Genomic DNA, 24,236 nt, shown 5'->3' with positions numbered 1-24,236 from the left:
CTATTCTTCGGTGCAAGAAAAGAAGAAGACATAACACCGGAGACAAGCGGATGAGGATGTTCTGGATGGCGGCCTTGCTGCTGTCGTTGGGTGCCTGCGCGACGCGCGAGGACGTGCCTGTGGCCTGCGGCAAGGCGTTCGCGTTCATCGGCAGCGACGGCCCGCAATTGCGCAAGCTCGATTTCGACGGCTGCAGCGGCCAACTGAGCGCTTCGCTGCCGGTGGCGGATGTGCCCAAGTCGCGCTGGCTGGTGGCGCATCCGACGCTGGCGCGGGTCTACGTGGCCGAGGATGGCAGCGGCAAGGACGGCAGCGTCGCGGCCTTCGCGCTCGATCGCAGGACCGGCGCGCTGAGCCCGATCAACACGGCGAACGCGGGCGGCGGCGGCACCACCTTCCTGGCGCTGGACAAGCCCTCGTCCACGCTGCTGGCCGCCAATTTCACCAGCGGCTCCGCGGCCTCGCTAACGATCAAACCCGACGGCAGCCTGGGCGCGACGCCAGCCTCGACGATCAAGGCCACCGGCTCCGGCCCGCACCGCCGCCAGGCCGGCCCGCACGCCCACGGCATCAGCATCGACCCGAGCGGCCGCTACGCGCTGGTGGCCGACATGGGCGCCGATCGCGTCTTCGTCTACGGCTTCGACCGAGCCACGCATGCGCTGAGCGCAAGCGGTGACACGGCCTTCGCCACGCCGCCCGGCAGCGGGCCGCGCCGCGCGGTGTTCGGCGCCTCGGGCCGCTTCGTCTACGTACTCAACGAGCTGAGCGCCGAGGTGATGGTGCTGCGCTGGGATGCGCCGACGCTGTCTCCCGTGCAGACGCTGGCGATCTCCAGCGAGGGCTTCAAGGGCGCCCGCAGCGCCGCCGAGATCGCCGTCAGCCGCGATGGGCGCTTCGTCTATATCGCCGATCGCGGCGAGGCCACGCTGCTGGTCTATGCGGTGAATCAAGGTACCGGCGAGCTGAGCCTGCTGCAGCGCCTGCCCGCCGGCGGCGACGGCCCCTGGGCCTTCGACATCTCGCCCGAGGGCCGCTGGCTGCTGCTGGCGAACTTCCGCAGCAACCGCGTGAACCTGTTCGCCATCGACCCGGCCTCGGGCCGCCTCGGCGACACCGGCCAGTCCGTCGAGACGCCCGGCCCGGTCAGCGTGACCTTTGTGACGATGAAGCAAGAGCAATGAAGATGACCCTCGATCGCAGATCCTTTCTCGGCGCCGCCGCGGCACTGGCCCTCGCGCCCACCGTCAAGGCAGCAAATGCCGCCGCCAAGCAGGGCCCGCTGCTGCTCAACCGCATCGGCCCCTCGGCCTCGCAGATCTACATCGCCAATGCAGACGGCACGAACGAGCGCAAGCTGATCGACAGCGGCACGCTGGACCTCAACGCCTCCTTCTCGGCCGACGGCCAGTGGATCGTCTTCACCTCCGAGCGCGACGGTCTGGGCAACGCCAACATCTACCGCGCCCGCGTGGACGGCACGCAGGCCGAACGCCTCGTCGATTCGCCGAACGTCGATGACGCCGGCGTCCTCTCGCCGGACGGCGGCAAGCTCGCCTTCGTCAGCACCCGCGACGGCCTGCGCACCAATATCTGGGTCAAGGACCTGAAGAGCGGCGCGCTGAAGAACCTCACCGGCGTGGCCGGGGTCCAGGGCGACCCGATGCTGCCCGACGGCTTCTTCCGCCCGTCCTGGTCGCCCGACGGCCAGTGGCTCGCCTTCTCCTCCGACCGCAACACGGAATGGAAAGGCCACCACAACGGCGCCGGCTGGGAACACACGCAGGAGCTGTCCATCTACGTCATCCGAGCGGACGGCACGGGCTTCCGCCGGGTGAGCACGCGCAAGGACTACTGCCAGGGCTCGCCCAAGTGGTCGCAGGACGGCAAGCGCATCGTGTTCTACGAGACGCTGTCCGAGTACACCTACTGGGTGCTTCGCCCGGACCTGTTGCCGCAGATCACCTCGCAGATCGTCTCGGTGGATGTCGCCACGGGCGAGCGCGTCGAGCACACCAGCGGCCCCGGCTTCAAGATCAGCCCGCAGTACGTCGGCGCCGAGGAGATCGCCTACCGCCGCAAGGGCGGCGCCGGCGAGGGCCTGTATTCGACAGCGGCAGGCAAGGCGGTAGTGAAGATCCCCGGCCTGCGCACGCCGAGCTGGTCGCCGGACGGCAAGCAGGTGATCTACGAGAAGTTCACCTGGCGCGGCTGGAAGCAGAACCAGCCGCTGTTCAGCTGGGACGCCGATCGCGAGTACCGCTACACCGACGTGTGGCCCGCCTTCGCCCGCACCGACGGCATGATGGTGCTGACCGCCAAGGGCGACGACTCCTCGGTGGACATCATGCGGCCCGACGGCTCCGAGCGCAGGCGCGTTTTCGACGTCACGAAGCAGGGCGGCCTGGACATGGGCCTGGTCAAGCGCGGCCTGGCCGGCGCCTTCTTCCCGGTCTGGTCGCCCGATGGCGAATGGATCGTCTTCGGCCTCGGCAGCTGGTTCACCGAGCGCGGCAAGGGCGGCGCGAAGCTGATGCGCGTGCGCCGCGACGGCACCGGCGCCGAGGCGCTGACCGACGACTCGGTCTTCAACGCCGGCTTCCCGAGCTTCTCGGCCGATGGGAAACAGGTCGTGTTCCGCTCCTGGTTCGGCGAAGGCACGGACTACAGCAAGATGGGCCTTCGCATCCTCGACCTGGAGACGCGCAAGATCCGCGAGCTGACCCACGGCTACGACAACCTGCCGATCTGGTCGCCCGACGGCAGCCGCATCATGTTCACCCGCGGGGAGAAGATCCCAAACAGCATCTGGTCCAACTTCGACATCTGGACGATCAAGCCGGATGGCACGGACCTCAAGCGCCTGACCACGCACCCGGCCAGCGACGGCCACGCGGTCTGGACGCCCGACGGCAGGCAGATCCTGTTCAACAGCGCGCGCAACGGCTACCGCGACGAGGCGCCGCACTACGACATGACCTTCCAGCCCTACGGCCAGCTCTGGGTGATGAACGCCGACGGCAGCGGCCAGCGGCAGATCACCGACAGCCTCTGGGAAGACTCGACTCCTCAGTACGTGCCGAGCGGTCGCTGAGTAACGACGATGGGCATCGCAAGAAGACTGCAGCTCGCCTGCGGGCTGCTCTCGCTCGCGCTCGCCGGCGTGGCGCTGTTCGCCTGGCACAGCCTGGGCCAGGTGGGCGCGCTGGCGCAGCGCACCGAGGCGCTGCGCGTGCCGCAGCTGCAGCGCATCTCCTCCACCGAGCTGGAAGTGACCAAGGTGCTGCTGCTGCTGAGGCATTCGATGCTGGCGCGCACGGCCAAGGAGCTGGACCGCTCGCTGGCCGGCATCGAGGAGAAGCGTGGCCAGGTGCGGCAGATGATGGCGGACTTCGGCGCGGGCCTGGCGTCTGACGCTGAACGTCAGCGTTATGCCTCGGTGCCGGCGCTGCTGGACACCTTCTTCGCGGTGGCCGAGGACGACATCCGGCTGATCCGAGAGGGCCGGCGCGACGAGGCTTTTACCTACCTGGTCGACAAGACGGTGCCGGCGCGGACCGAGCTGCTGAACGCGTTGCGCGACACGGTGGCGGCCCAGCAGGGCGGTCTGCGCGAGGACCTGACCGAGCTGGCCGCGCAGGCGCGCCGCACGCTGGTCGTGCTGGCCGTGCTGGTGTGCGCGTCGATCGCCGGGCTGGCCGCCTGCTCCTGGTGGGTGGCGCGGGCCTTGCGGCAGCGGGTGGCGCAATCGCGCCGCGTGGCCGAGCGGGTGCGCGATGGCGACCTGACGCAGGATGCGCGAGACGAAGATTCACGCCAGGACGAGTTCTCCCCGCTGCTGCTCGCGCTGGACGAGATGCGCGCCTCGCTCGCCGGCCTGGTCGCCCAGGTGCGAGGCAACTCCGCCAGCGTCGCCCACGCCAGTGCCGAGATCGCCCAGGGCAACCAGGATCTCAGCCAGCGCACCGAGATGCAGGCCGGCGCGCTGCAGCAGACCGCGGCGACGATGGACGAACTGGGCGCCACCGTCCGGCATAACGCCGAATCCGCACGGCAGGCGCGCGAGCTGGCGCAGCAGGCGTCGCAGGTGGCCGCCGCGGGCGGCGCGGTGGTCGGCGAGGTGGTGCAGACGATGCGCGGCATCGACGCCGGCTCGAAGAAGATCGCCGACATCATCGCGGTGGTCGACGGCATCGCCTTCCAGACCAACATCCTCGCGCTCAATGCGGCGGTGGAGGCCGCGCGGGCCGGCGAGCAGGGCCGCGGCTTCGCGGTCGTCGCCGGCGAGGTGAGGGCGCTCGCGCAGCGCAGCGCCGCCGCGGCCCGCGAGATCAGCGCGCTGATCACCGCCAGCGTGCAGCAGATCGAGCGCGGCAGCGGCCTGGTGGCGCGCGCCGGCGGCACGATGGACGAGATCGTCGATGCGATCGGCCGCGTCGAGCACATCGTCTCGGAGATCAGCAGCGCCAGCGCCGCGCAGAGCAGCGGCGTGGGCGAAGTGGCCGGCGCGGTCTCGCGCATCGACGACGCCACGCAGCAGAACGCGGCGCTGGTCGAGCAGAGCGCGGCGGCGGCCGAGAGCCTGAAGCAGCAGGCGGTGCAGCTGGTGCAGGCGGTGGCCGTCTTCAAGCTGGTGGGATGATCCGGCCATCGAGCACGGACGACCCACCACCATGACCCTGGACTGGACCCACTTCACCCCCTGGACCTCATTGGCCGGCGGCCTGCTGATCGGTCTCGCCGCCGCGGCCTTCGCGCTGCTGCTGGGCCGCATCGCCGGCATCAGCGGCATCGTCGGCGGCCTGCTGCGGCCGGCGCGCGGTGACATCGGCTGGCGCCTGGCCTTCGTGGCGGGGCTGATCGCGGCACCGCTGGCCTGGCGCCTGTTCGCCGCCGTGCCCCGGCCGCAGGTCGAGGCCTCGCCGCTGGCCCTGATCGCCGCCGGCCTGCTGGTCGGCTTCGGCACGCGCTACGGCTCCGGATGCACCAGCGGGCATGGCGTCTGCGGCCTGTCACGGCTGTCCCCGCGTTCCCTGCTCGCGACTCTGGCCTTCATGGGCGCGGGCTTCCTCACCGTCGGGGTGCTGCGGTGAGAGCGGCAGCCTCCTTCGCGATCGGCCTGCTGTTCGGCCTCGGCCTGCTGCTCAGTGGCATGAGCAACCCGGCCAAGGTGCTGGGCTTCCTGGACCTGGCCGGCGCCTGGGATCCCTCGCTGGCCCTCGTGATGGCGGGGGCGATCGCCGTGGGCCTGCCGTCGTTCGCGCTGGCGCGGCGCCGGCAGCGGGCGTGGCTGGGCGACAAGATGCAGTTGCCGGCCGGCAGGGCGATCGACCGCCCGCTGGTCGTCGGCAGCCTGCTGTTCGGCATCGGCTGGGGCATCGCCGGCTTCTGCCCGGGGCCCGCGCTGGTGGCGCTGGGCATCGGCGTGCCCCAGGGCCTGGTGTTCGTGCTGGCCATGCTGGCCGGCATGGGCCTGCACGAAGTGCTGTTCAGGCCGAGGCCTCCTGCCGCTCAGCATTGAGGCTGTCCTTGCGCAGGACCTGCGCTGCCGCGGCGAAGCAGGCCGCGGCGGCGGCCGCCGCGGGCACCAGTACCCACAGCGAAGCCTGCAGCGCCAGCGCGCCGCGCGCCGCGAAGACCGAGTCGTTCAGCGTGCCCACCAGCAGCGGGCCGGCGCCCAGGCCCAGGCTGGCGACCAGCACATGCAGCGCGCAGACCTGCGAGCGCAGCGCGGCCGGCGCGGTGCACTGGTAGATGGCGTAGATCGGCCCCAGCGTCGCGGACAACAGGCCCATCGCCAGGCCCAGCGCGGCGAAGGCCGGCGCCGGCTCGTGCGCCGTCAGGAACACCGCGAAGGCCGGGCACAGCAGCAGCGCCGCGGCGGCCGGCAGCCCTGCCTGCCAGCGCTCGTCGCGGCGCGCCAGCCGCGCGGCCAGCCAGCCTCCCGCCACCGCGCCGCCGACGCCGGCCACGCCCTTGACCAGGCCCAGTGTGTAGCCGATGGTGGAAAGGTCGAGCCGCTGGACCCGCGCAAAGTAGCTGGGCGACCAGGCGATCAGGGCCATCAGGATCATGCCGATGAAGGCGCTGCCGGCCAGCGTCAGCAGGATGGCCCGCTGCTTCAGCACGAAGGCCGCGGAGGCCAGCACCGAAGGCATCGCAGCCGCCGAAGCATCGGCACGGCGCTCGCGCAGCGTCGCCATGATCACCAGCCCGAGCAGCAGGCCCGGCGCGCCGGCCGCGAAGAAGGCCACGCGCCAGCCGTACAGGTGGGCGATGTAGCCGCCCAGCGCCAGGCCCAGCGAGGTGCCCAGCGAACTGCCTGCGTTGACGATGCCCAGGATGAAGGGCCGCCGGGCCTTCGGATAGCGGTCGCCCACCAGGGCCACCGCGGGCGCGGTGCCCGCGGCCTCGCCGATGCCCACGCCGACCCGCGCCAGCAACAGCGGCGCGAAGGCGGCGGCCAGGCCGCAGGCCACCGTGGCCGCACTCCACACGAGCATGCCGGCGCCGACGACGCGCGGCCGGCCGATGCGGTCCGCCAGCCGCGCCAGCGGGATGCCCAGCGCCGCATAGACCAGCGCGAAGCCGAAGCCCAGCAGCCAGCCGATGTCGGTGTCGCTGAGCTTCAGCTCCGCCTTCATCGGCACGATCAGCACCGAGAGGATCGAGCGGTCCAGGTAGTTCAGCGTCATCGCGCCGAAGATCAGCGCCGCGCACCAGGCGGGCGCTTCGGTCAGCCGCGGCTTCATGGCGCCGCGGCGTCCAGCATCGCGCGCACGTCCTGCATCAGCTGCCGGTGGCTGCGCTCGATCGAGTAGGACATGTGGCCGCCCTCGTAGTAGTGGACGCTGAGCCGGTCGGCCGGCCAGCCGGACTGGGCGATCGCCTGCTCGGCCGCGCCGACGGTGGTCAGCGTGTCCGCATAGCCGTTGCCGATCACCAGCCGCATTCGCGGGTTGCGCTGCATCGCCTCGCGCATCCAGGCCATGAAGGGCCAGTCGTCGAAGGGCGCGCTGCCGCCCCACTGCCAGTCGCTGAAGGACTTGACGGCGGAGTCGGTGACGTAGGGGGCGTCAAGCGTGAGGGCCAGGTCTTGCCTGGCGTAGCCGTCGAAGGCGCGGTGGGCGGCCTGGAACAGCAGTTCCGAGCCGTCCGGCAGCGGGCCCGGCGTCTTGCTTGCCGGGGCGGTGTAGCGGCCGTCGTACATGCCCAGCACCAGGCCCTGGTCGGCCAGCAGTTCGGCGCGGTAGCGCATCTTGGAGACGCGCAGGTCGGCGGCTTCGAAGCGGGCCGCGGGGAGGCCGGTCAGCGCTTCGAGCCGGCGCGCCAGCCGCGCCTGCTCGGCGGGCGGCAGCGCGGCGCCCAGGAACAGCGCCGGCAGGTACTCGTCGCGGGCGAAGCGGCGCACCTCGTCGAGGAAATTCTCGAAGCGCCGGCCTTCCTCGTGCTTCACCTTGCCGTGGTACCAGCCGAGCGCGGCCAGCGTCGGCAGCGAGACCACGTAGCTCATGATGTTGGCCGGCCGCTGCACGGTCTCCACGATATTGAGTCCCTGGCCCAGCAGGAACACGCCGTCGAAGCGGATCTGCGGGGCGGTCAGCGCCAGGCGCCGCGCGGTGGCGGCGGCGCGCACGGTGCCGTAGCTCTCGCCGAACAGGAACTTGGGCGAGGCGCTGCGCCCGTGGGCGGCGGACCAGCGGGCGATGAACTCGGTGAGTTCCTTCGCGTCGGCATCCACCGAGAAGAAGTCCTGCGCACGGGACGGCGCCGTGGCGCGGCTGTAGCCGGTGCCGATCGGGTCGAAGAAGACCAGGTCGGCGCGGTCCAGCACGGTGTCGGTGTTGTCCACCAGCGGGAAGTTCGCCGGGTCGGCGCGCAGGTCGTCGGGCACGGCGATGCGCTTCGGCCCGAAGGCCAGCATGTGCAGGTAGACCGAGGGCACGATGGGCCCGCCGTTGAACAGGAAGATCACCGGGCGGGAGGCGGGATCGGCGGCACCTTCGGCGATGTACGAGGTGGAGACGACCTGGCCGGAAGGCCCGCCGTCGGGCAGCGCCACGGGCGTGCGTTCGACCAGCGCCGCGTAGCGCACGTGCACGCCGCCGAAGCGGCCTTCATGCATCGTGCGGCTCAGCGTTGCGGGATCGGCCGCGGCAGCTGAGCCTGCGGCGAGGCACAGGACGAGGATGAAGCGTCGCAAGCTCATGGGGCACCCGCCGCTTCGGCCAGCGCCCGCAGCTTCGTCAGCGCGCCGAACAGGCCCTTGCGTTCGGACGCCGACAGCGCCAGCAGCAGTTCGGACTGCAGCTTGCGCGTGGCCTCGAAGGCCTGGGCGTGCAGGCGCCGGCCCTTGGCGGTCAGCGCCACCAGCTGGCGCTGGCGGTGCTGCGGATCGGCCTCGCGGCTCACCAGGCCGCGCTCGACCAGCGCCTCCAGCACGCGGCTGATCTGCGCCTTGTCCATCCAGGTGCGGCTGGCGATCTCGCCGGCGACGCTGCGGCCGTTCTCGTGCAGGAAGGCCAGCAGCCGCCATTCGGGCACGCTCAAGTGCAGCGTCTCCAGCACCGGCTTGGTCACGTGGCGCTGGATCAGCGTGCCGGTGCCGACCAGCAGCACGCTGGGGAAATCGCCCATGGCGAGCGTGGCGCCGTCGGGCGTCGGCTCGCGCCAGCTGTCGGGCAGCGAGGTGTCGGGGTTCGTGGTCTTCATGCGGTCCAGTAGATCACATGAACCGATGATCATGCAACGGTATTTACCGTTGACATTGCAACGGTTGTGGCGCAGCATGCGGCGCATGAAGATTGCAAGCGTCGAACAGTTCCATGTGGATGGCGGGCTCAAGCCGCTGGGCTTCCTGAAGATCACCGCCGCGTGCGGGCAGGCCGGCTGGTCGGAGTACAGCGAGATCCTCGGCGGCGCGGGCGTCGGCGCGGTCATCGCGCGGCTGGCGGAGGGCCTCGTGGGCAGCGATCCGCGCGACACCGCGCGCCTCGCCCAGCGTCTGGAGGCGCAGACGCGCAGCGCCGCCGGCGGGCTCAATGCCCAGGCCGCCGCCGCGATCGAGAACGCCTGCCTGGACCTGAAGGCACGCGCGTATGGCGTGCCGGTTGCCGAGTTGTTCGGCGGCGCCGTGCGCGATCGGCTGGCCTGCTACTGGTCGCACTTCGGCATGTACAGGGTGCAGGGTGCCGCGGCGCTGGGCGTGCCGCCGCTGCGCAGCCTCGACGACCTGGCCGCGCTGGCCGGCCAGGCGGCCTCGCGCGGCTTCCGGGCGCTGAAGACCAATGTGATGCTGTTCAATGACGGCGATGCGCCGCCGCGTCTCTACATGCCCGGCTTCGGCCGCGGCGCCGGCGGGCCGGGGCTGAACCTCGACGACGCGCTGCTCGAGGCGATCGAGCGGCAGATGGTGGCGTTGCGCGCCGCCGTGGGCCCGGGCTTCGGCTTGGCGCTGGACCTCAACTGCAATTTCAGGCCCGCCGGCGTGCGGCGCATCGCGCAGGCGCTGGAGCCGGAGCGGCTGATGTGGCTGGAGACGGACCTGCCCGATCCCGCGGCGCTGGCGATGGTCCGGCAGTCGAGCTGCACGCCGATCGCCTCGCTGGAGACGATGCTGCAGCGGCGCGGCGCGCTGCCCTATCTGGCCGCGCAGGCGGTCGACTTCGCCATCGTGGACGTGATGTGGGCGGGCATGGGCGAGTCGGTGCGGCTGGCGGCGCTGGCCGGCGCCTTCGACGTCAGCATCAACACCCATGTCTTCAGCAGCCCGCTGGCCACCGCGATGGCGGCGCAGCTCGCTGCCGTCACGCCGAACTTCCATCTGATGGAGCTGGACGTGGACGTGCCGGAGCCGGTGCGCCGCCTGTTCCGCCAGCAACTGGAAGTGGTCGATGGGCAACTGCTGGTGCCCGCCGGTCCGGGCTGGGGCATTGCCCCCGACGAAGCCGCGCTGCGGGTGAACCCCAGTACGGCCGAGGCCGCCTTGGCCTAACATATTCAACAGTTGGTTGAATCATCAACGTACCGTTGTGAAGGTTGAAAAGACGATGCAAGGCAAGAGTTGGCTTCTGGGCGCGGCGACGGCATGCGGCCTGTCGTGGGCGATCTCCGTATCGGCGGCGCAGCCTCCGGCGCTGGACGTGGTGCTGAAACCGCTGGCCGAGGACGGCAAGGTGGTACGGCTCGAGGTGGATCTGCGCATCGAGGCGCCGCAGGTGGAAGCCGGCAACACTTTGTTGAAGGCGCCGGTGGTGCTGGTCGGCACGCCGATGGCCGGCTACGGCGCGGCCAGCATCCGCGCCAGCGATGCGCAGGGCGAACTGCCGCTGAAGGTCGTCGACGAGGCACCGACGCCCACCGGCACCTACCGCCGCTGGACCGCCGCCCGCGCGACGCACGGCGACGTGCGCGTGCACTACGGCACCGCGCCGCGCGCCGTCGATGCGTCGACGCGCAACGGCCCGCTGTTCGACCTGCGCGCCGAGGCCGGCGGCATCGTCGGCTCGGGCAACTACTTCTATGCGCTGCCGGACACGAAGACGCCCTATGCCGTCTCGCTCAAGTGGGACCTCAGCGGCGCGCCGACCGGCTGGCGCGGCGTCTGGAGCCTGGGCGAGGGCGAGCAGCATGCGGTGGTGCCGGCCGAGGTGCTGAGCTTCAGTTTCTATGCCGCCGGCCCGGTGAACAGCTACCCGCCCGCGCGCGACACCAACTTCGCGCTGTACTGGCTGGCCAAGCCGCCCTTCGACACCGCGGCGCTGGCGCAGGACACGCAGAAGCTCTACGGCTTCATGTCACGCTTCTTCGATGACGCGAGCGCGCCGTACCGCGTGTTCGTACGCGGCAATCCGTATCCGGCCGGTGGCGGCACCGCGCTGGCCAAGTCCTTCATGTTCGGCTACGGCCCCGGCGGCGAGACCGCCAGCGGCGGCGACGTGCAGATGCTGCTGGCCCACGAGATGGCGCACAACTGGCCCAAGTTCAATGCCGACGAGGACCACGCGCTGACCGCCTGGTACAGCGAGGGCACGGCCGAGTATTACTCCGCGGTGCTGGCGCTGCGCTCCGGCGCGATCAGCCTGGAGAAGTTCCAGAAGGTGGTCGGCGAGATGGTCAAGGGCTACTACACCAACCCCTTCCTGACGCTGTCCAACCAGGAGGCCGGCAAGATCTTCTGGAAAGACCCGCGCGCCCAGCGCGTGCCCTACGGTCGCGGCCTGGTCTACTTCCTGCGGCTGGACGCGATGATCCGTGCGAAGACCGGCGGCGCCAAGCGGCTGGACGACCTGGTGCTGGAGGTGCAGCGCCGCCAGAAGGCTGGCGAGGTGGTGGGCCTGGTGCAGTGGCGCGAGATGGTCGGCGGTGTGCTGGGCGAGGCAGGCACGAAGGACTTCGACGCGATGATCGCCGGTCAACGCATGACGCTCAAATCCGACGTCATGGGCCCGTGCTTCAAGGTGTCCGAGGTGAAGGAGCAACCGTTCGAGCTGGGTTTCGATGAGATGAGTCTCGGCGTGGTGAGCAAGCTGCGCAAGGACTCCGCGGCGGCCAAGGCGGGCGTGGAGGACGGCGACAGGATCGTCGCCATGACCAAGCTGGCCGCGGCGCGCGACGAAGGCCTGGACATGAGCCTGACGCTGCAGCGCGGCGAGAAGCAGCTGAAGGTGGTCTACCCGCCGCGCGCCGCCGCGGTGGACAGCGCGCGCATCGAGCGCGTGCCCGCGGTGGCCGGGTCGGCCTGCCGCATCTGAAGAAGACGAAGGAGCCGACGTGAATCGCAGAGACGTTCTTCGCCTGGCCGGGGCCGCGGCCTCGGTGCCGGCGGCATCGGCAGCCGGCGCCGCGTCGGCGGGCTTCCCGGACCGCGAGGCCTTCTTCTTCCCGGCCGATCTCTGCTATCTCGACTCGGGCACGATGCATCCGGTCAGCCGCGGCGCCAGGGCCGCGCTGGACCAGTACATGTCCTACCGCACGGTGGCGAAGGGCCGCGCGCCGGAGTCCGGCTTCGACGACGACGAGGTGCGCGCCAAGTTCGCGCGACTCATCAACGCCGACCCCGCCGAGATCGCCTACGTGCAGAGCACCACGGCCGGCGAGAACCTGATCCTGCAGGCGCTGGGCCTGCCCGCGCGCGGCGCCCATGTGGTGACCGACACGCTGCACTTCTTCGGCTCGCTGCCCACCTATGGCGAACTGGCCCGCAACGGCGTCGAGGTGACGTGGATCAAGGCCACCAAGGACGGCCGCATCCTGCTCGACGACATCGAGCGCGCCGTGCGCAAGGGCACGCGGCTGGTGGCGCTGTCGCAGGTGTCCACGATCAACGGCTTCGAGCATGACCTCAAGCGCGTCTGCGAGATCGCCCATGCCAAAGGCGCGCTGGTCTACGCGGACATCGTCCACGCGGCCGGCTGCGTGCCGGTGGACGTGCGCGCCACCGGCGTCGACTTCGCCGCCTGCTCCGGCTACAAGTGGCTGCAGGGCGACTTCGGCCTGGGCTTCCTCTACGTGCGCCGCGACCGGCAGGCGCTGCTGCGGCCGCCGCAGCTCGGCTACTACGGCCTCTCGGCCTTCACGCCGCACTACCTGCCGTATGACCCACCGGCTGACCCGCCCGGTGAACAGGTGGTCGACTACGCCCGCCGCGACGACGCGCAGGGCCTGTTCGGCATCGGCACCTATTCGCACACCGGCCTGGCCCTGTTGAACCATTCGCTGGACTACATCCAGCGGCTCACCGTGCCTGCGATCCAGGCCCATGCGCAGGCGCTGACCACGCGCCTCAAGGACGAACTGCCGCGGCGGGGCCACGAGCTGCTGACGCCGCAGGACGCGCGCACGCCGATGGTGGCCTGCACGCTGAAGGACGCGCGCAAGCGCCTGGCCGGCCCGCTGAAGGAGGCGGGCGTGCGCATCACGCTGAGCGCCAACCGTTTCCGCGTGTCGGTGTCCGTCTTCAACGGCATGGACGATATCGAGCGCCTGCTGGCCGCCTTGCCGCGCGCCTGATCCGGGGCAACCCCAGTACCGCTTCAACAGCGCCACGCCTACAATTCAACAAATGGTTGAGTTATAAACAAAACGTTCTGAAAGGTCTCCGATGAAAACCTCTCTCCCGAACCTGAACTTGCCGCGACTGTCGCCGATCGGCCAGGCCGCCCGGCTGCTGGCCTGCGGCGCGCTGACCGGCCTGCTGCTGCCGCAAGCCGCCGTCGCGGCCGACGAGGCGGCCCAGCTCGACACGGTGGTGGTGACTGCGCAGAAGCGCTCCGAGAGCATCAAGGAAGTGCCCATGTCGGTCGAGGTGGTCGACCCCGAGAAGCTGAGCAGCCAGGGCATGGTCAAGCTGGCCGACTTCTACACGCAGGTGCCGGGCCTGACCTTCGTGCAGAGCGCGATGAGCGGCGGCATCATGATGCGCGGCATCGGCACCACCACCGGCATCACCACGCGCCCGACCGCCGGCTTCGTCGTCGACGACGTGGCCTACGGCTCGGCCACCAATTCCGGCGTCGTGCCCGACCTGGACCCGTCCGACCTGCGCCAGATCGAGGTGCTGCGCGGGCCGCAGGGCACGCTCTACGGCGCCAGCAGCATGGGCGGCCTGGTCAAGTATGTGCTGACCGATGCGGACACGAAGCGCGCCACGCGCCGCGTCGAGATCGGTGCCTCGGACACCGACCACGGCGGCCAGGGCTACACCGCGCGCTTCGCGCTGAACCAACCGCTGGGCGAGAACGTCGCGGTGCGCATCAGCGGCTTCAAGCGCCGGGACCCGGGCTATATCAAGAACGTCAACGATCCGTCCGAGGATGGCGACGCCATCGTCGAGGGCGGCCGCATCGCCGCGATCTGGAAGATCAGCGACCGCGTCACGCTGAAGCTGTCCTCGATCCTCCAGGACACCAAGGCGGTGTCCAGCAATTCCCAGGACGTCAACTACGCGTTGCAGCCGATCGGCACCGACTACACCCACACCCGCGCCGTCGGCAACGACGACTTCCACGGCCGCAGCGGCATCACGACGCTGAAGCTGGGCGTGGACCTCGGCTTCGCGCAGCTGGACTCGATCACCGGCTACAACGACCACGTGCAGCACGCCCACCAGGACGTGTCCTACACCGCCATCGGCTCGGCCGCCTTCGGCATCAACATGGCGCTGGGCCTGGGCCTGCAGAGCCCCGGCGCGGTGATCGACAACCGCTTCGACAGCACGACCACGACGCAGGAAGTGCGCCTCTCGTCCAAGGACGGCGACGGCTCCAACCTGCAGTGGCTGCTGGGTGGCTACTACAGCCAGGAGAAGTCGCACACGGTGCAGAACTTCTACCTGGCCGAGAAGAAGGTCTACAAGGTCGTCACCGAGCCGGGGCTGCTGGCCAACGACACGCGCGGCACCTACACCTCCAAGGCCGTCTTCGGCGACGCCAGCTACAAGTTCACGCCGCAGTTCGACGTGCAGGTCGGCCTGCGCCGCGCCGAAGGCCGCAACAGCTCGCACAGCGATGCCGGCGGCATCCTCGCCGACCCGATCACCTCCGACGACAGCAATACCGACAAGGTCACGACCTACCTGTTCTCGCCGCGCTACAAGGTGTCGAAGAACCTGATGACCTACTTCCGCGCGGCCTCCGGCTTCCGCCCCGGCGGCAGCAACGGCGCGATCCCGGGCGCCACCTGGCCGCTCACCTACAAGTCCGACAAGCTCAACAGCTACGAGCTGGGCGCCAAGACCACGCTGCAGGACTGGGGCCTCAGCATCGACGCGGCGCTGTTCCGCATCGACTGGTCCGACATCCAGCTGATCCAGAAAGACCTGACCTTCGGCTCCAGCTACACGATCAACGGCAGCAAGGCGCGCAGCGACGGCCTGGAACTCAGCGGCACCTGGCTGCCCAGCAGCGACTGGCGCGTGACGCTGGCCTATGCCTACAACGACGCCAAGCTGACCCAGGACATCCCCGGCTTCATCCAGGGCTCCACCGCCTACGGCCGCAGCGGCGACGCGCTGCCCTATTCCGCGAAGAACACGCTGGCGCTGTCGGGCACGCGCTACTTCTCCTTCGGCGGCAGCTACGAGGGCTTCGCCGGCCTGAACTTCAACTACGTGGGCGGGCGGCTGATGGAGTTCGAGCAGTCGAGCACGCTGCCGCGCATCAGCCTGCCCAGCTACGAGACCTACGGGCTCAACGCCGGCGTCACGGGCAGCAACTGGACGCTGACGCTGTACGCCCGCAACCTCACCGACGTGAAGGGCTACACCAACGCGAGCCGGCGCGCCGCCTCGGTCAGCAGCGGCACAGCGGCCACGCTGGGCGCCGCGCTGATCCAGCCGCGCACGGTCGGCTTCACGCTGGCCTGGAATCTGTAAGCGAGTTCGGTCATAGTTGAGCGCCGCCACAAACTGTTGAATCGAACCCATGGCCAAGAAGGAAAGCAGCGTCGACACCGTCAAGCCCAAGTGGCGCCCCCGCAAGGGCGCGCTGCCGGAGGCCGTGGCCAAGGAGCGGGCCACGCTGTTCGCGGCGCTGCGCCCGATCGTGGAGATGCTGGGCGTGATGGTCGGGCCCAACGTGGAAGTGCTGCTGCACGACATGACGAATCCCGAGCATTCGATCCTGGCCATCGCCAACGGCCACATCTCCAACCGCGACGTCGGCGGGTCGATCATCTCCGGCCCGCGCGATGACGTCGGTTTCTACGAGGCGCAGCGCCAGCTCTCGATCAAGGGCGAGGGCCTGCACTCGGTGATGCTGAACTACCCGACGGTGACCGACGGCGGCCTGCGGCTGCGCTCGTCCACGGTGCTGTTCCGCGACTCGCTGGGCGAGCCCTACGCGGCGCTGTGCCTGAACGCGGACATGACGATGTTCGAGGCGACGCACGCCTGGCTGGAAGGCTTCCTGATGCGCTCGCAGGCCAAGCCGGCACACCCGGCCCAGCCGCAGCCCGAGATGGACACGCTGATGCAGGAGATCATCAGCGACGCGGTGCGCCGCCTGGGCAAGCCGGTATCGATGATGAACAAGGACGAGAAGACGCAGGCGGTGCAGGCGATGCTGCGGCGCGGCCTGTTCATCGTGAAGGGCGGTGTCGAGCTGGCGGCCCAGGCGCTGGGCGTCACCCGCTTCACGATCTACAACTACATGGAAGTGCTGCGCCAGCGCGGTGACACCGACGAGGCCTCCTTCCCGAAGAACATGACGCGCGGCTCGAAGCGCGCCTGAACGCCGGGCTGTCCCTCAAGGGGCAGCCTCCATCTGATATTCAACAAACTGTTTACAAAGACTTCGTTTGTTCAAACCGGCAGGACCATGGCATTGATCGAACAGCGCCTCGCGCAACTCGGACTGAAGCTCCCGGCTCAGATCCAGCCCCCGGAAGGCGTGAGCCTGCCCTTCGCCTTCGTGCAGGTGCAGGGCAGCCGCGTGCTCTTCTCCGGCCACGGCCCGCTCGACGACGACGGCGCCGTGGCGCAGCCGCTGGGCAAGGTCGGCTCGGAGCTGACCATCGAGCAGGGCTACCGCGCGGCCGAGCTGACCGGCCTGGCCATCCTCGCCAGCCTGCAGCGCGCTTTAGGCGACCTGGACCGCATCAAGGCCTGGACGCGCATCTTCGGCATGGTCAATTCCGCGCCGGGTTTTCATCAGCAGCCGGCGGTGATCAACGGCTTCTCGCAGCTGATCCTGGAGCTGTACGGTCCCGAGCAGGGCCGCCACACCCGCAGCGCGGTGGGCATGGCGGAGCTGCCGTTCAACATCCCGGTGGAGATCGAAGGGGAGGTGATGCTCTATGCGTAAGCCGCTGATCGTCGTCGGCCTTGCCCTGGCGCTCGGCGCGCCGGCACGGGCCGAGCTGCTCAAGGAGAGCGCGCACGAGCTGACCATCCAGGGTCAGGTCGTGCCCTACCGCGCGCTGGTCGAGCGCACCCGCGTGGCGCTGGAGAACGGGCCCGCCGCCGACATCGTGTCGACCGCCTACCTCGCTGGCGGCAACAATGCCGCGGCCGAGCGGCCCCTCATCTTCATCTTCAACGGTGGCCCGATCACCGCCTCGGCCTACCTGCACCTGCTGGCCTTCGGCCCCAAGCGCCTGGCCATCCCCGACGACCTCGCCGCCGACCCGGCCCAGTTCAAGGTGGTGGACAACGGCGAGACGGTGCTCGACGCCGCCGACCTCGTCTTCTACGACCCGGCCGGCACCGGCCACAGCCGCGCGGCCGAGGGAAGCCGCGTCGAGGACTTCTTCACCGTCGAGCGCGATGCGCGCGAGCTCAGCGAGTTCGTCGCGCGCTGGTCCGAGGCCCATGGCCGCTCGGCCTCGCCCAAGTACCTGTTCGGCGAGAGCTACGGCACGATCCGCGCCGCCGTCGCCGCGCGCCAGTTGGTCGAGCACAAGCCGCAGCCGGTGCGGCTGGACGGCGTGCTGCTGATGGGCCAGGCGCTGAACATCATCGAGACGGTGAACCGGCCGGCCAATGTGATGTCCTACGTCGTCTCGCTGCCCACGCTGGCGGCGCTCGGCTGGTATCACGGCAAGGTGGCGCCGGCGGGCCGCACGTTCGAGGCCTTCCTCGACGAGGTGCGCGCCTTCTCGACCCACGAGTACCTGCCCGCGCTGCTGAAGGGCCAGCTGATCGACAAGGCCGAGCTGGCCCGCGTTTCCGCCCGCCTGGAGGCGCTGACCGGCCTGCCCGCGAAGCGCTACGAGGCGCTGAACCTGCGCGTCTCCAAGCCGCGCTTCCGCATGGAGCTGCTGGCCGACAAGGGCCTGGTGCTGGGCGCCAACGACGGGCGCTACACCGCCAAGGCCGGCAAGCCCGGTGAGGACGCCTCGGGCGTGATCCTGCCGCGGCTGTACGAGGCCTTTGCCGACTATCAGAAGCGCGAACTCGGCCTGCCCGCCACGCTGGGCGCCTATGAGACCGATTCGCCGGTGAAGAACGGCCTGGACGGCTGGAACTGGGGCAATGCCCAGCCCTTCGGCGACTGGCCCTATATGGAAGACCTGCGCGTGGCGATGCAGAAGGCGCCGGCGCTGCGCGTCTTCGTCGGCACCGGCTATCACGACACGCTGACGACCGTCGGCGCGGCCGAGCAGGCGCTGGCCCAGAGCGGCTGGCCGCGCGAGCGCGTGACGATGCGCACCTACCAGGGCGGCCACATGGCCTACACGATCGAAGCGAGCCTCGTGGCGCTGATGCGCGACGTGCGGGCGATGCTGGCGGCCGGAGCACGCTGATGGATGCGGCCCGCGACCAATTCGATCTGGCCGGCGCCTGCTTCCTGAATGCCGCCTTCATGCATCCGCTGCCCAGGGCGGCCGCCGCCGCGCTGGGCGCCTACGCGAGCGCGAGGCAGGGCCTGCCCGTCAACACGCAGGCGGCGCGCGACCGGGCGCTGAGCCTGTTCGCCACGATGGTCGGCGCCGACGCCGACGAACTCGCCTGGGTGCCCAGCACGACGGCCGGCGAGAACATGGTCGTCAGCGCCCTGGGCCTGCGCCAGGCCGGGCGTATCGTCACCGACGAGCTGCACTTCGAGGGCTCGCTCTACCTCTACCAGGCCCTGGCCGCGCAGGGCCGGCTGGTCAGCATCGTGCCGCAGCGCGAGGGCGCGGTGACGCTGGAGGACATGGGCGACGCCATCGCCCCGGGCACGACGCTGGTGGCCGTGTCGCTGGTGTCCGCCCAGAACGGTTTCCAGCACGACCTGAAGCGCCTCTGCGAGATCGCCCACGCCCAGGGCGCGCTGGTCTTCGCGGACATCATCCAGGCGGCCGGCGCCACGCCGATCGACCTGCACGACAGCGGCGTCGACTTCGCCTGCTGCGCCAGCTACAAGTGGCTGATGGGCGACTTCGGCGCCGGTTTTCTCTACGCGAGCCGCCGCGCCCAGAAGGCGCTGAAGCCGATGCAGCAGAGCTACCGGCAGCTGCAGGCTTTTGCCACCCATCACTTCCCCTTCGAGACGCCGGCCACCGACGCGCTGAGCTACCGCAAGCGGGAAGGGGCGGGCGCGCTGTTCGAGCTGGGCACGCTGAGCAATTCGGCGGCGATCGCGATGTGCGAGTCACTGCCGCTGCTGCTGGACCTCGGCATCGAGCGCATCGAGGCGCACCGCCAGCCGATGCTGGAGCTGCTGCAGCGCGAGCTGACGCCGGCGCGCGGCTTCACGCCGCTGACGCCGAGGGGGAACCGTTCGGCGCTGGTCGCCTTCGCGGCCGAGAACGCGCAGCAGCGTTTTGCCGGGCCGCTGGCCGAGGCGGGCGTCCACATCCAGCTCCATCCGCACCGGCTGCGCATTTCCCCCTCCATCTACAACGACATGGCGGACATCGAACGCCTGCTCGATGTCCTCCGCTAGGGCCTCCACATGAACCTTGTCATCCGACGAATGGCGCTCGCCTGCGCCGCCTCGCTGTGCTGCCTCGTTGCCGCTGCGGCCGACCCATCGTGGCTGCAAGCCCCGGTGATCGCGCAGCAGCAGGGCTATACCTCGACCTTCTTCGAGCTGCCGCTGCCCGACGCCACCGCCCCGGTCGCGACGATCTCGGCGACGATGTACACGAAGCCTCCAGCGGCCGGCAAGGCGGCACGCCCGCTGCTGTTCCTGTTCAACGGCGGGCCCGGCGCCTCGTCCACGCCGCTGCATCTGAACGGCCTCGGCCCCAAGCGCTATGTGGACAAGCAGCTCCAGCCGAACCCCTTCACCGTGCTGGACACGATGGACCTGGTCTTCATCGACCCGGTGGGCACCGGCTTCAGCCAGGTGCTGGAAGCGGGCAAGAGCCGCTACTGGGCGACCGAGGCCGATGCCCGCGCCGCCGCCGCGCTGATCCGCCACATCGTCAAGGCGACGCAGCGCGAGGGCGCGCCGGTCTACGTCGGCGGGCAGAGCTATGGCGGCTACCGGCTGGCCACGCTGATGAAGTTCACCGCCGAGCTGCCGCCGCTGAGCGGCATCGTCTTCATCTCGCCGATGCTGGACGCCACGCTGATGGCCGATGCACCGGGCAACGAGCTGGTGCACGGCGCGGAGCTGCCCTCGATGGCCGTGGCCGCCTGGCAGCACGGCAAGGGCGACCGCGCGGTTCAGGGCGAGACGGTGCAGCAGGTGTTCGAGCGGGCGACGGCCTTTGCGCGCGACGAGTACGTGCCGGCGCTGCTGGAGGGCGCGAAGCTGCCTGCTGATCGCCAGAAGACCATCGCCGCGCGCCTGTCCGCGCTGCTGGGCCTGCCGGTCGACGAGATCGTCAGGCAGCGCCTGCGGCCGGGCAGCGAGGACTTCCTGACCCATGTGCTGGGCCAGGACGGCAAGCGCCTCGGGCGGCTGGACACGCGGGTCATCGGCTCCTCGGCGCCGCCGCCGGCTGGCAAGCCGACCAACGATCCTTCGCTGGTCGTCACCGCACCGGTGGCCAATCAGCTGACTCCTACCGAGGCCTACTTCCGCAACGAGCTGAACGTGCCGATCACGCGCAAGTACGTGCCGCTGTCCTTCACCGTCAACGGCGGCTGGAACTTCTTCGATGCATCGCCGACGCAGGAGGCCTTCTACCTGAACGCCACCCGCCACGTGGCGACGGCGATGGCGGCGAACCCGCAGCTGCGTGTGCTCTACGTCGGTGGCTACTACGACATGGCCACGCCGGTGGGTGCGGCCACCTATGCGCTGGAGCATGCGGGCCTGCCGATGGAGCGGGTGCGCATGCAGGTGCTGCCCGGCGCTCACTCGCCCTATGACGACGATGCCAACCTCGCGCGCTTCACCGCGGCGCTGCGCGAGTTCGTGCGCTGAACGGAGTCCGATGAACATGTTCGTTATGAGATCCCTTGCCGCCGCGTTGCTGCTCGCCGGCGCCGCGGCCCATGCCGCCACGACCACCGAACGCCTTGTCGTCGTCGCCAACGGCGAGAAGGTCGGCAGCATCGTCGCCACGACCGAGGGCCGTTCGGTCGCCGTGGACTATGCAGTCAACGACAACGGCCGCGGCCCGAAGCAGCACGTCACGCTGACGCTGGGTGCCAACGAGGTGCCGCTCGCTTGGACCGTGCAGGGCACCTCGCTGATGGGCGGCGCCGTCAACGAGAGCTTCCAGTGGCAGGCCGGCAAGGCCGTCTGGAAGAGCCAGGCCGATGCCGGCGAGGTGGCCGCGCCCCAGGCGCCGCTGTACGTGCTGAACGACGACAGCCCCTGGGCGCTGGGCGTCTACGCGCGGGCGCTGCTGAAGCGCAAGGACCATTCGATCGCGCTGCTGCCCTCGGGCACGATGAAGCTCATCGAGGTGGGCAAGCGCCGCGTGGGGCAGGGCGCCCAGGCGGTGGACCTGAAGCTCTACCGGCTCGAAGGCATCCAGCTGAGCCCGTCCTATGTGTTCCTCGACGGCAAGGGCCGGCTGTTCGCCGCGCCCGGTGGCTTCGGCATCACCGTGCGCGAAGGTTATGAAGCGCAGGCGGCCGAGCTGAAGCGCGCCGTCGGCGAGGCCGACCAGCTGCGCGCCGGCGAACTGCAGGCCCGGCTCGCGCATCGCTACGACGCGCCGGTGCGCCTGCGGCACGTGAAGGTGTTCGACCCGCGCACGGGCCAGGTCGGGCCGCTGTCGACCGTGGTCGTCATGCGCGACCGCATCACCGGCATCCTGCCCGACGAGCAGGACGGCGCCGCCGCGGCAGACCAGGTCGTCATCGACGGCCAGGGCGGCGTGCTGGTGCCGGGCCTGCACGACATGCACTCGCACACCAGCCTGAACTCGGGCCTGTTCTATCTCGCCGCCGGCGTCACTGCCACGCGAGACATGGGCAACGACAACGCCTTCCTGCAGTGGCTGCTGCCGCGCATCGAGGCCGGTACCCTGGCCGGGCCGCGCATCACGCCCAACGGCCTGCTGGAAGGCCGCAGCCCCTTCTCGCTGCGCATCGGCGCGATCCCCGAATCGCTGGAGGACGCGCAGCGCTGGGTCGACTGGTATGCCGACCGCGGCTACTTCCAGATCAAGATCTACAACTCGATGAACCCCGACTGGGTGCGGCCGATCGTCGAGATGGCGAAGCGCCGCGGCATGGGCGTCACCGGCCACGTGCCGGCCTTCGACACGCCCGATCGCGTCATCGCCGACGGCTACGGCGAGCTGACCCACCTGAACCAGCTGGTGCTCGGCTGGCTGCTGAAGGACGGCGAGGACACCCGCACCGCGCTGCGCCTGACCGCGCTGGCCCGCGCCGCGACGCTGGACCTGAATTCCGCGCCGGTGCAGAAGACGGTGCAGGCGATGGTCGACGGCAAGATCCCGCTCGACCCGACCATCGTCGTCATCGAGCGGCTGATGCTGAGCCGCGCCGGCAAGCTGCCGCCCGGCGACGTGGACACGCTGGACCACCTCCCGATCGGCATCCAGCGCTACCGCAAGCGTACCTTCGTGCCGTTGAAGGGCGAGGCCGACGACAAGGCCTACTTTGCTGCCTTCGACAAGCTGCTGGACACGCTGCGCCTGCTGCACGCCCGCGGCATCCAGCTGCTGCCCGGCACCGACGACGAGACCGGCTTCACGGTCCACCGCGAGCTGGAGCTGTACACGAAGGCCGGCTACACGCCCGCCGAGGCGCTGCGCGCCGGCACGCTGGACGCGGCCGAGTACCTGAAGCAGGGCCAGCGCCGCGGCACGATCGAGCGCGGCAAGGATGCCGACTTCTTTCTCGTCGCCGACGACCCGACCCGGGACATCCGCGCGATCAAGAAGGCGCGGCTGGTGTTCAAGGGCGGCGCTGTCTACCAGCCGAGCGAGATCTACGAGGCGCTGAGCATCAAGCCGTTCGCATCGACGCCGCCGATCAGCGTGCCGGCCGCCACGACGAGCGCCGCTCACGGCCAGGGCGGCGGTGCCTTCTTCTCCGAACATGACGATGAACCCCATCTCGACTGAGGCGGCCGAGTCCGCGCGGCTGGAGCCGCGGGTGGGGTTGCTGGGCGTGGTGATGTTCGGCGCGGGCACGGCGATCGGCGTCTCGATCTTATCGGTGCTGGGGCCGGCGGCGAAGGTGGCGGGCTCCGGCCTGCTGGTCGCCATGGTGCTGGCGGCGCTGCCGATGCTGCCCTTCGCGCTGGTGTATGCCTACCTGAGTTCGGCGCTGCCCAAGTCGGGCGCGTCCTACGAGTGGCCGGCGAGGTTCGTGCACCCGCTGTTCGGCTTCATGATCGCGTGGCTGCGCATCCTCGGCAGCGTCGGCGTCATCGTGACGCTGGCGACGGTGCTGGTGAACTACCTGCGGATGGTCTGGCCGGTGCCGGAGCTGGCGACCAAGGCCGTCGTCATCACCGCGCTGTTCGGCATCAACCTGCTCGGCATCCGCGTGGCCGCCCAGGCCCAGACCGTCATGATGGTCTTCCTGCTGGCGGCGATGGGCCTGTTCTGCGTCACCGGCGTCGGCAAGGTGGATCTGGCGCAACTGGGCGATCCCTTGGCCGCCGGCTGGCCCGCCGTGCTGGCCGCGGTGCCGCTGATGATCACGCTGTTCCTCGGCATCGAGTCGGCGACCGAGATCGGCGAGGAGGTGCGCGATGCCAGGAAGACCATTCCGCGCGGCATCGCGCTGGCGGTGGCGCTGACCGCTTGCGTCTATGCCTGCGTGGCCACCGTGGCCCTGGGGCTGATCGGGCCCGCCGCGCTGGGTGCCAGCGCCGCGCCGCTGCTGGAGGCCGCGCGCGGGCCGCTGGGGCAACTCGCCGAGCCGCTGATCGTCGGCGCCGCCGTCTTCGCGGTGCTGAAGACGCTGAACGCGCTGGTGATGATCTTCTCGCGCTACCTGTTCGCGATGGGGCGTGGCGGCGTGCTGCCGGCGCCGCTGGGCCGGCTGCATCCGGTGAAGAACAGCCCGACGGTGGCGCTCGCGGTCGCCTGGCTGGCTTCGATGGCGGGCCTGCTGCTGCCGTCGAACCTGGTCTTCCTGCTGCTCGCGGTGAACATCCCGACGATGCTCAAGTACCTCGGCTCCTGCCTGGCGGCGATCCGGCTGGTCAAGCACCATCCCGAGCTGCATCGCAGCGCGCAGCTGGGCTTGTCCGCGACGAGCGTGCGCATCGCCGGCTGGATCGGCATCGTGGCCGCCGCGGCGATCATCGTCGCGGGGCTGAAGGCGGATGCGCGGCCGTATCTGCTGGTCGTCGGCTGGGGTGTGGTGGGGCTGGGGTACTGGTTCGCGCGAAGGCGCTCGCGTTGAGTTGAGGGCCCTGCCGCTC

Annotated in this window: 19 protein-coding genes; 16 read left to right on the top strand and 3 right to left on the bottom strand. The window is 70.1% G+C overall.

Features of this window, described 5'->3' with window-relative positions:
* Positions 1–50: 50 nt before the first annotated feature.
* From B0W88_RS03520 to B0W88_RS03500, 5 genes are read left to right on the top strand one after another with little or no spacing between them, the layout of a single operon-like run.
* A complete protein-coding gene (locus B0W88_RS03520; protein ID WP_083748549.1) occupies positions 51–1,184 on the top strand; it encodes a lactonase family protein in 1,134 nt (377 codons plus the stop codon).
* Positions 1,181–3,094, top strand: a complete 1,914-nt coding sequence (locus B0W88_RS03515; RefSeq protein WP_077033264.1) for a PD40 domain-containing protein — start codon at positions 1,181–1,183, stop codon at positions 3,092–3,094. The genes B0W88_RS03520 and B0W88_RS03515 overlap by 4 nt, the downstream gene beginning before the upstream one ends.
* Positions 3,095–3,103: 9 nt before the next feature.
* On the top strand, positions 3,104–4,642 hold the full coding sequence (locus B0W88_RS35160) for a methyl-accepting chemotaxis protein (RefSeq protein ID WP_077033263.1): 1,539 nt from the start codon (positions 3,104–3,106) through the stop codon (positions 4,640–4,642).
* A gap of 31 nt (positions 4,643–4,673) precedes the next feature.
* A complete protein-coding gene (locus tag B0W88_RS03505; protein WP_077033262.1) occupies positions 4,674–5,093 on the top strand; it encodes a YeeE/YedE family protein in 420 nt (139 codons plus the stop codon).
* Complete coding sequence (locus tag B0W88_RS03500; RefSeq protein WP_077033261.1) at positions 5,090–5,521, top strand: DUF6691 family protein; 432 nt, start codon at positions 5,090–5,092, stop codon at positions 5,519–5,521. Before B0W88_RS03505 ends, B0W88_RS03500 begins: the two co-directional genes overlap by 4 nt.
* On the opposite strand, the gene B0W88_RS03495 is transcribed toward B0W88_RS03500, so the two are convergent.
* The 3 genes from B0W88_RS03495 to B0W88_RS32825 are packed head-to-tail and all read right to left on the bottom strand — an operon-like array spanning position 5,490 to position 8,712.
* Positions 5,490–6,752, bottom strand: coding sequence for an MFS transporter (locus B0W88_RS03495; RefSeq protein ID WP_077033260.1), 1,263 nt, complete (start codon positions 6,750–6,752; stop codon positions 5,490–5,492). The genes B0W88_RS03500 and B0W88_RS03495 overlap by 32 nt on opposite strands.
* Complete coding sequence (locus tag B0W88_RS03490) at positions 6,749–8,209, bottom strand: S10 family peptidase (protein ID WP_198937763.1); 1,461 nt, start codon at positions 8,207–8,209, stop codon at positions 6,749–6,751. Before B0W88_RS03490 ends, B0W88_RS03495 begins: the two co-directional genes overlap by 4 nt.
* Positions 8,206–8,712 (bottom strand): MarR family winged helix-turn-helix transcriptional regulator, encoded by a 507-nt coding sequence (locus B0W88_RS32825; protein ID WP_077033259.1) that lies wholly within the window; start codon positions 8,710–8,712, stop codon positions 8,206–8,208. Before B0W88_RS32825 ends, B0W88_RS03490 begins: the two co-directional genes overlap by 4 nt.
* Positions 8,713–8,797: 85 nt before the next feature.
* Between B0W88_RS32825 and B0W88_RS03480 the strand changes: the two genes are divergently transcribed.
* From B0W88_RS03480 to B0W88_RS03430, 11 genes are all read left to right on the top strand, one after another.
* Positions 8,798–9,994, top strand: a complete 1,197-nt coding sequence (locus B0W88_RS03480; protein ID WP_077033272.1) for a mandelate racemase/muconate lactonizing enzyme family protein — start codon at positions 8,798–8,800, stop codon at positions 9,992–9,994.
* Between the two features lie 55 nt (positions 9,995–10,049).
* Positions 10,050–11,753, top strand: a complete 1,704-nt coding sequence (locus B0W88_RS03475; protein ID WP_077033258.1) for a hypothetical protein — start codon at positions 10,050–10,052, stop codon at positions 11,751–11,753.
* A gap of 19 nt (positions 11,754–11,772) precedes the next feature.
* Positions 11,773–13,011 carry an aminotransferase class V-fold PLP-dependent enzyme gene (locus tag B0W88_RS03470; protein WP_077033257.1) on the top strand — a complete coding sequence of 413 codons (1,239 nt, stop codon included), beginning with the start codon at positions 11,773–11,775 and terminating at the stop codon, positions 13,009–13,011.
* A gap of 91 nt (positions 13,012–13,102) precedes the next feature.
* Entirely contained in the window at positions 13,103–15,373 is a 2,271-nt protein-coding gene (locus B0W88_RS03465) for a TonB-dependent receptor (protein ID WP_083748547.1), read from the top strand.
* Between the two features lie 49 nt (positions 15,374–15,422).
* Positions 15,423–16,229: a transcriptional regulator gene (locus B0W88_RS03460; RefSeq protein WP_083748546.1), complete on the top strand. Its 807-nt coding sequence runs from the start codon at positions 15,423–15,425 to the stop codon at positions 16,227–16,229.
* A gap of 87 nt (positions 16,230–16,316) precedes the next feature.
* Positions 16,317–16,802 (top strand): RidA family protein, encoded by a 486-nt coding sequence (locus tag B0W88_RS03455; RefSeq protein ID WP_077033255.1) that lies wholly within the window; start codon positions 16,317–16,319, stop codon positions 16,800–16,802.
* Positions 16,795–18,243, top strand: a complete 1,449-nt coding sequence (locus B0W88_RS03450) for a S10 family peptidase (RefSeq protein WP_144006580.1) — start codon at positions 16,795–16,797, stop codon at positions 18,241–18,243. The genes B0W88_RS03455 and B0W88_RS03450 overlap by 8 nt, the downstream gene beginning before the upstream one ends.
* Entirely contained in the window at positions 18,243–19,367 is a 1,125-nt protein-coding gene (locus B0W88_RS03445; protein ID WP_077033254.1) for an aminotransferase class V-fold PLP-dependent enzyme, read from the top strand. Before B0W88_RS03450 ends, B0W88_RS03445 begins: the two co-directional genes overlap by 1 nt.
* A 9-nt stretch (positions 19,368–19,376) precedes the next feature.
* Positions 19,377–20,801 (top strand): hypothetical protein, encoded by a 1,425-nt coding sequence (locus B0W88_RS03440; RefSeq protein ID WP_083748545.1) that lies wholly within the window; start codon positions 19,377–19,379, stop codon positions 20,799–20,801.
* A gap of 16 nt (positions 20,802–20,817) precedes the next feature.
* Positions 20,818–22,923, top strand: a complete 2,106-nt coding sequence (locus tag B0W88_RS03435; protein WP_198937762.1) for an amidohydrolase family protein — start codon at positions 20,818–20,820, stop codon at positions 22,921–22,923.
* Positions 22,904–24,217, top strand: coding sequence for an APC family permease (locus B0W88_RS03430; protein WP_077033251.1), 1,314 nt, complete (start codon positions 22,904–22,906; stop codon positions 24,215–24,217). The genes B0W88_RS03435 and B0W88_RS03430 overlap by 20 nt, the downstream gene beginning before the upstream one ends.
* The last annotated feature ends 19 nt before the right edge of the window (positions 24,218–24,236 follow it).

It is taken from the genome of Pelomonas sp. KK5, assembly GCF_001984095.1.
Classification (GTDB): domain Bacteria; phylum Pseudomonadota; class Gammaproteobacteria; order Burkholderiales; family Burkholderiaceae_C; genus KK5.
The sequence above is the reverse complement of the archived record's forward strand: the minus strand, read 5'-3'. Positions and strand labels throughout refer to the sequence as shown.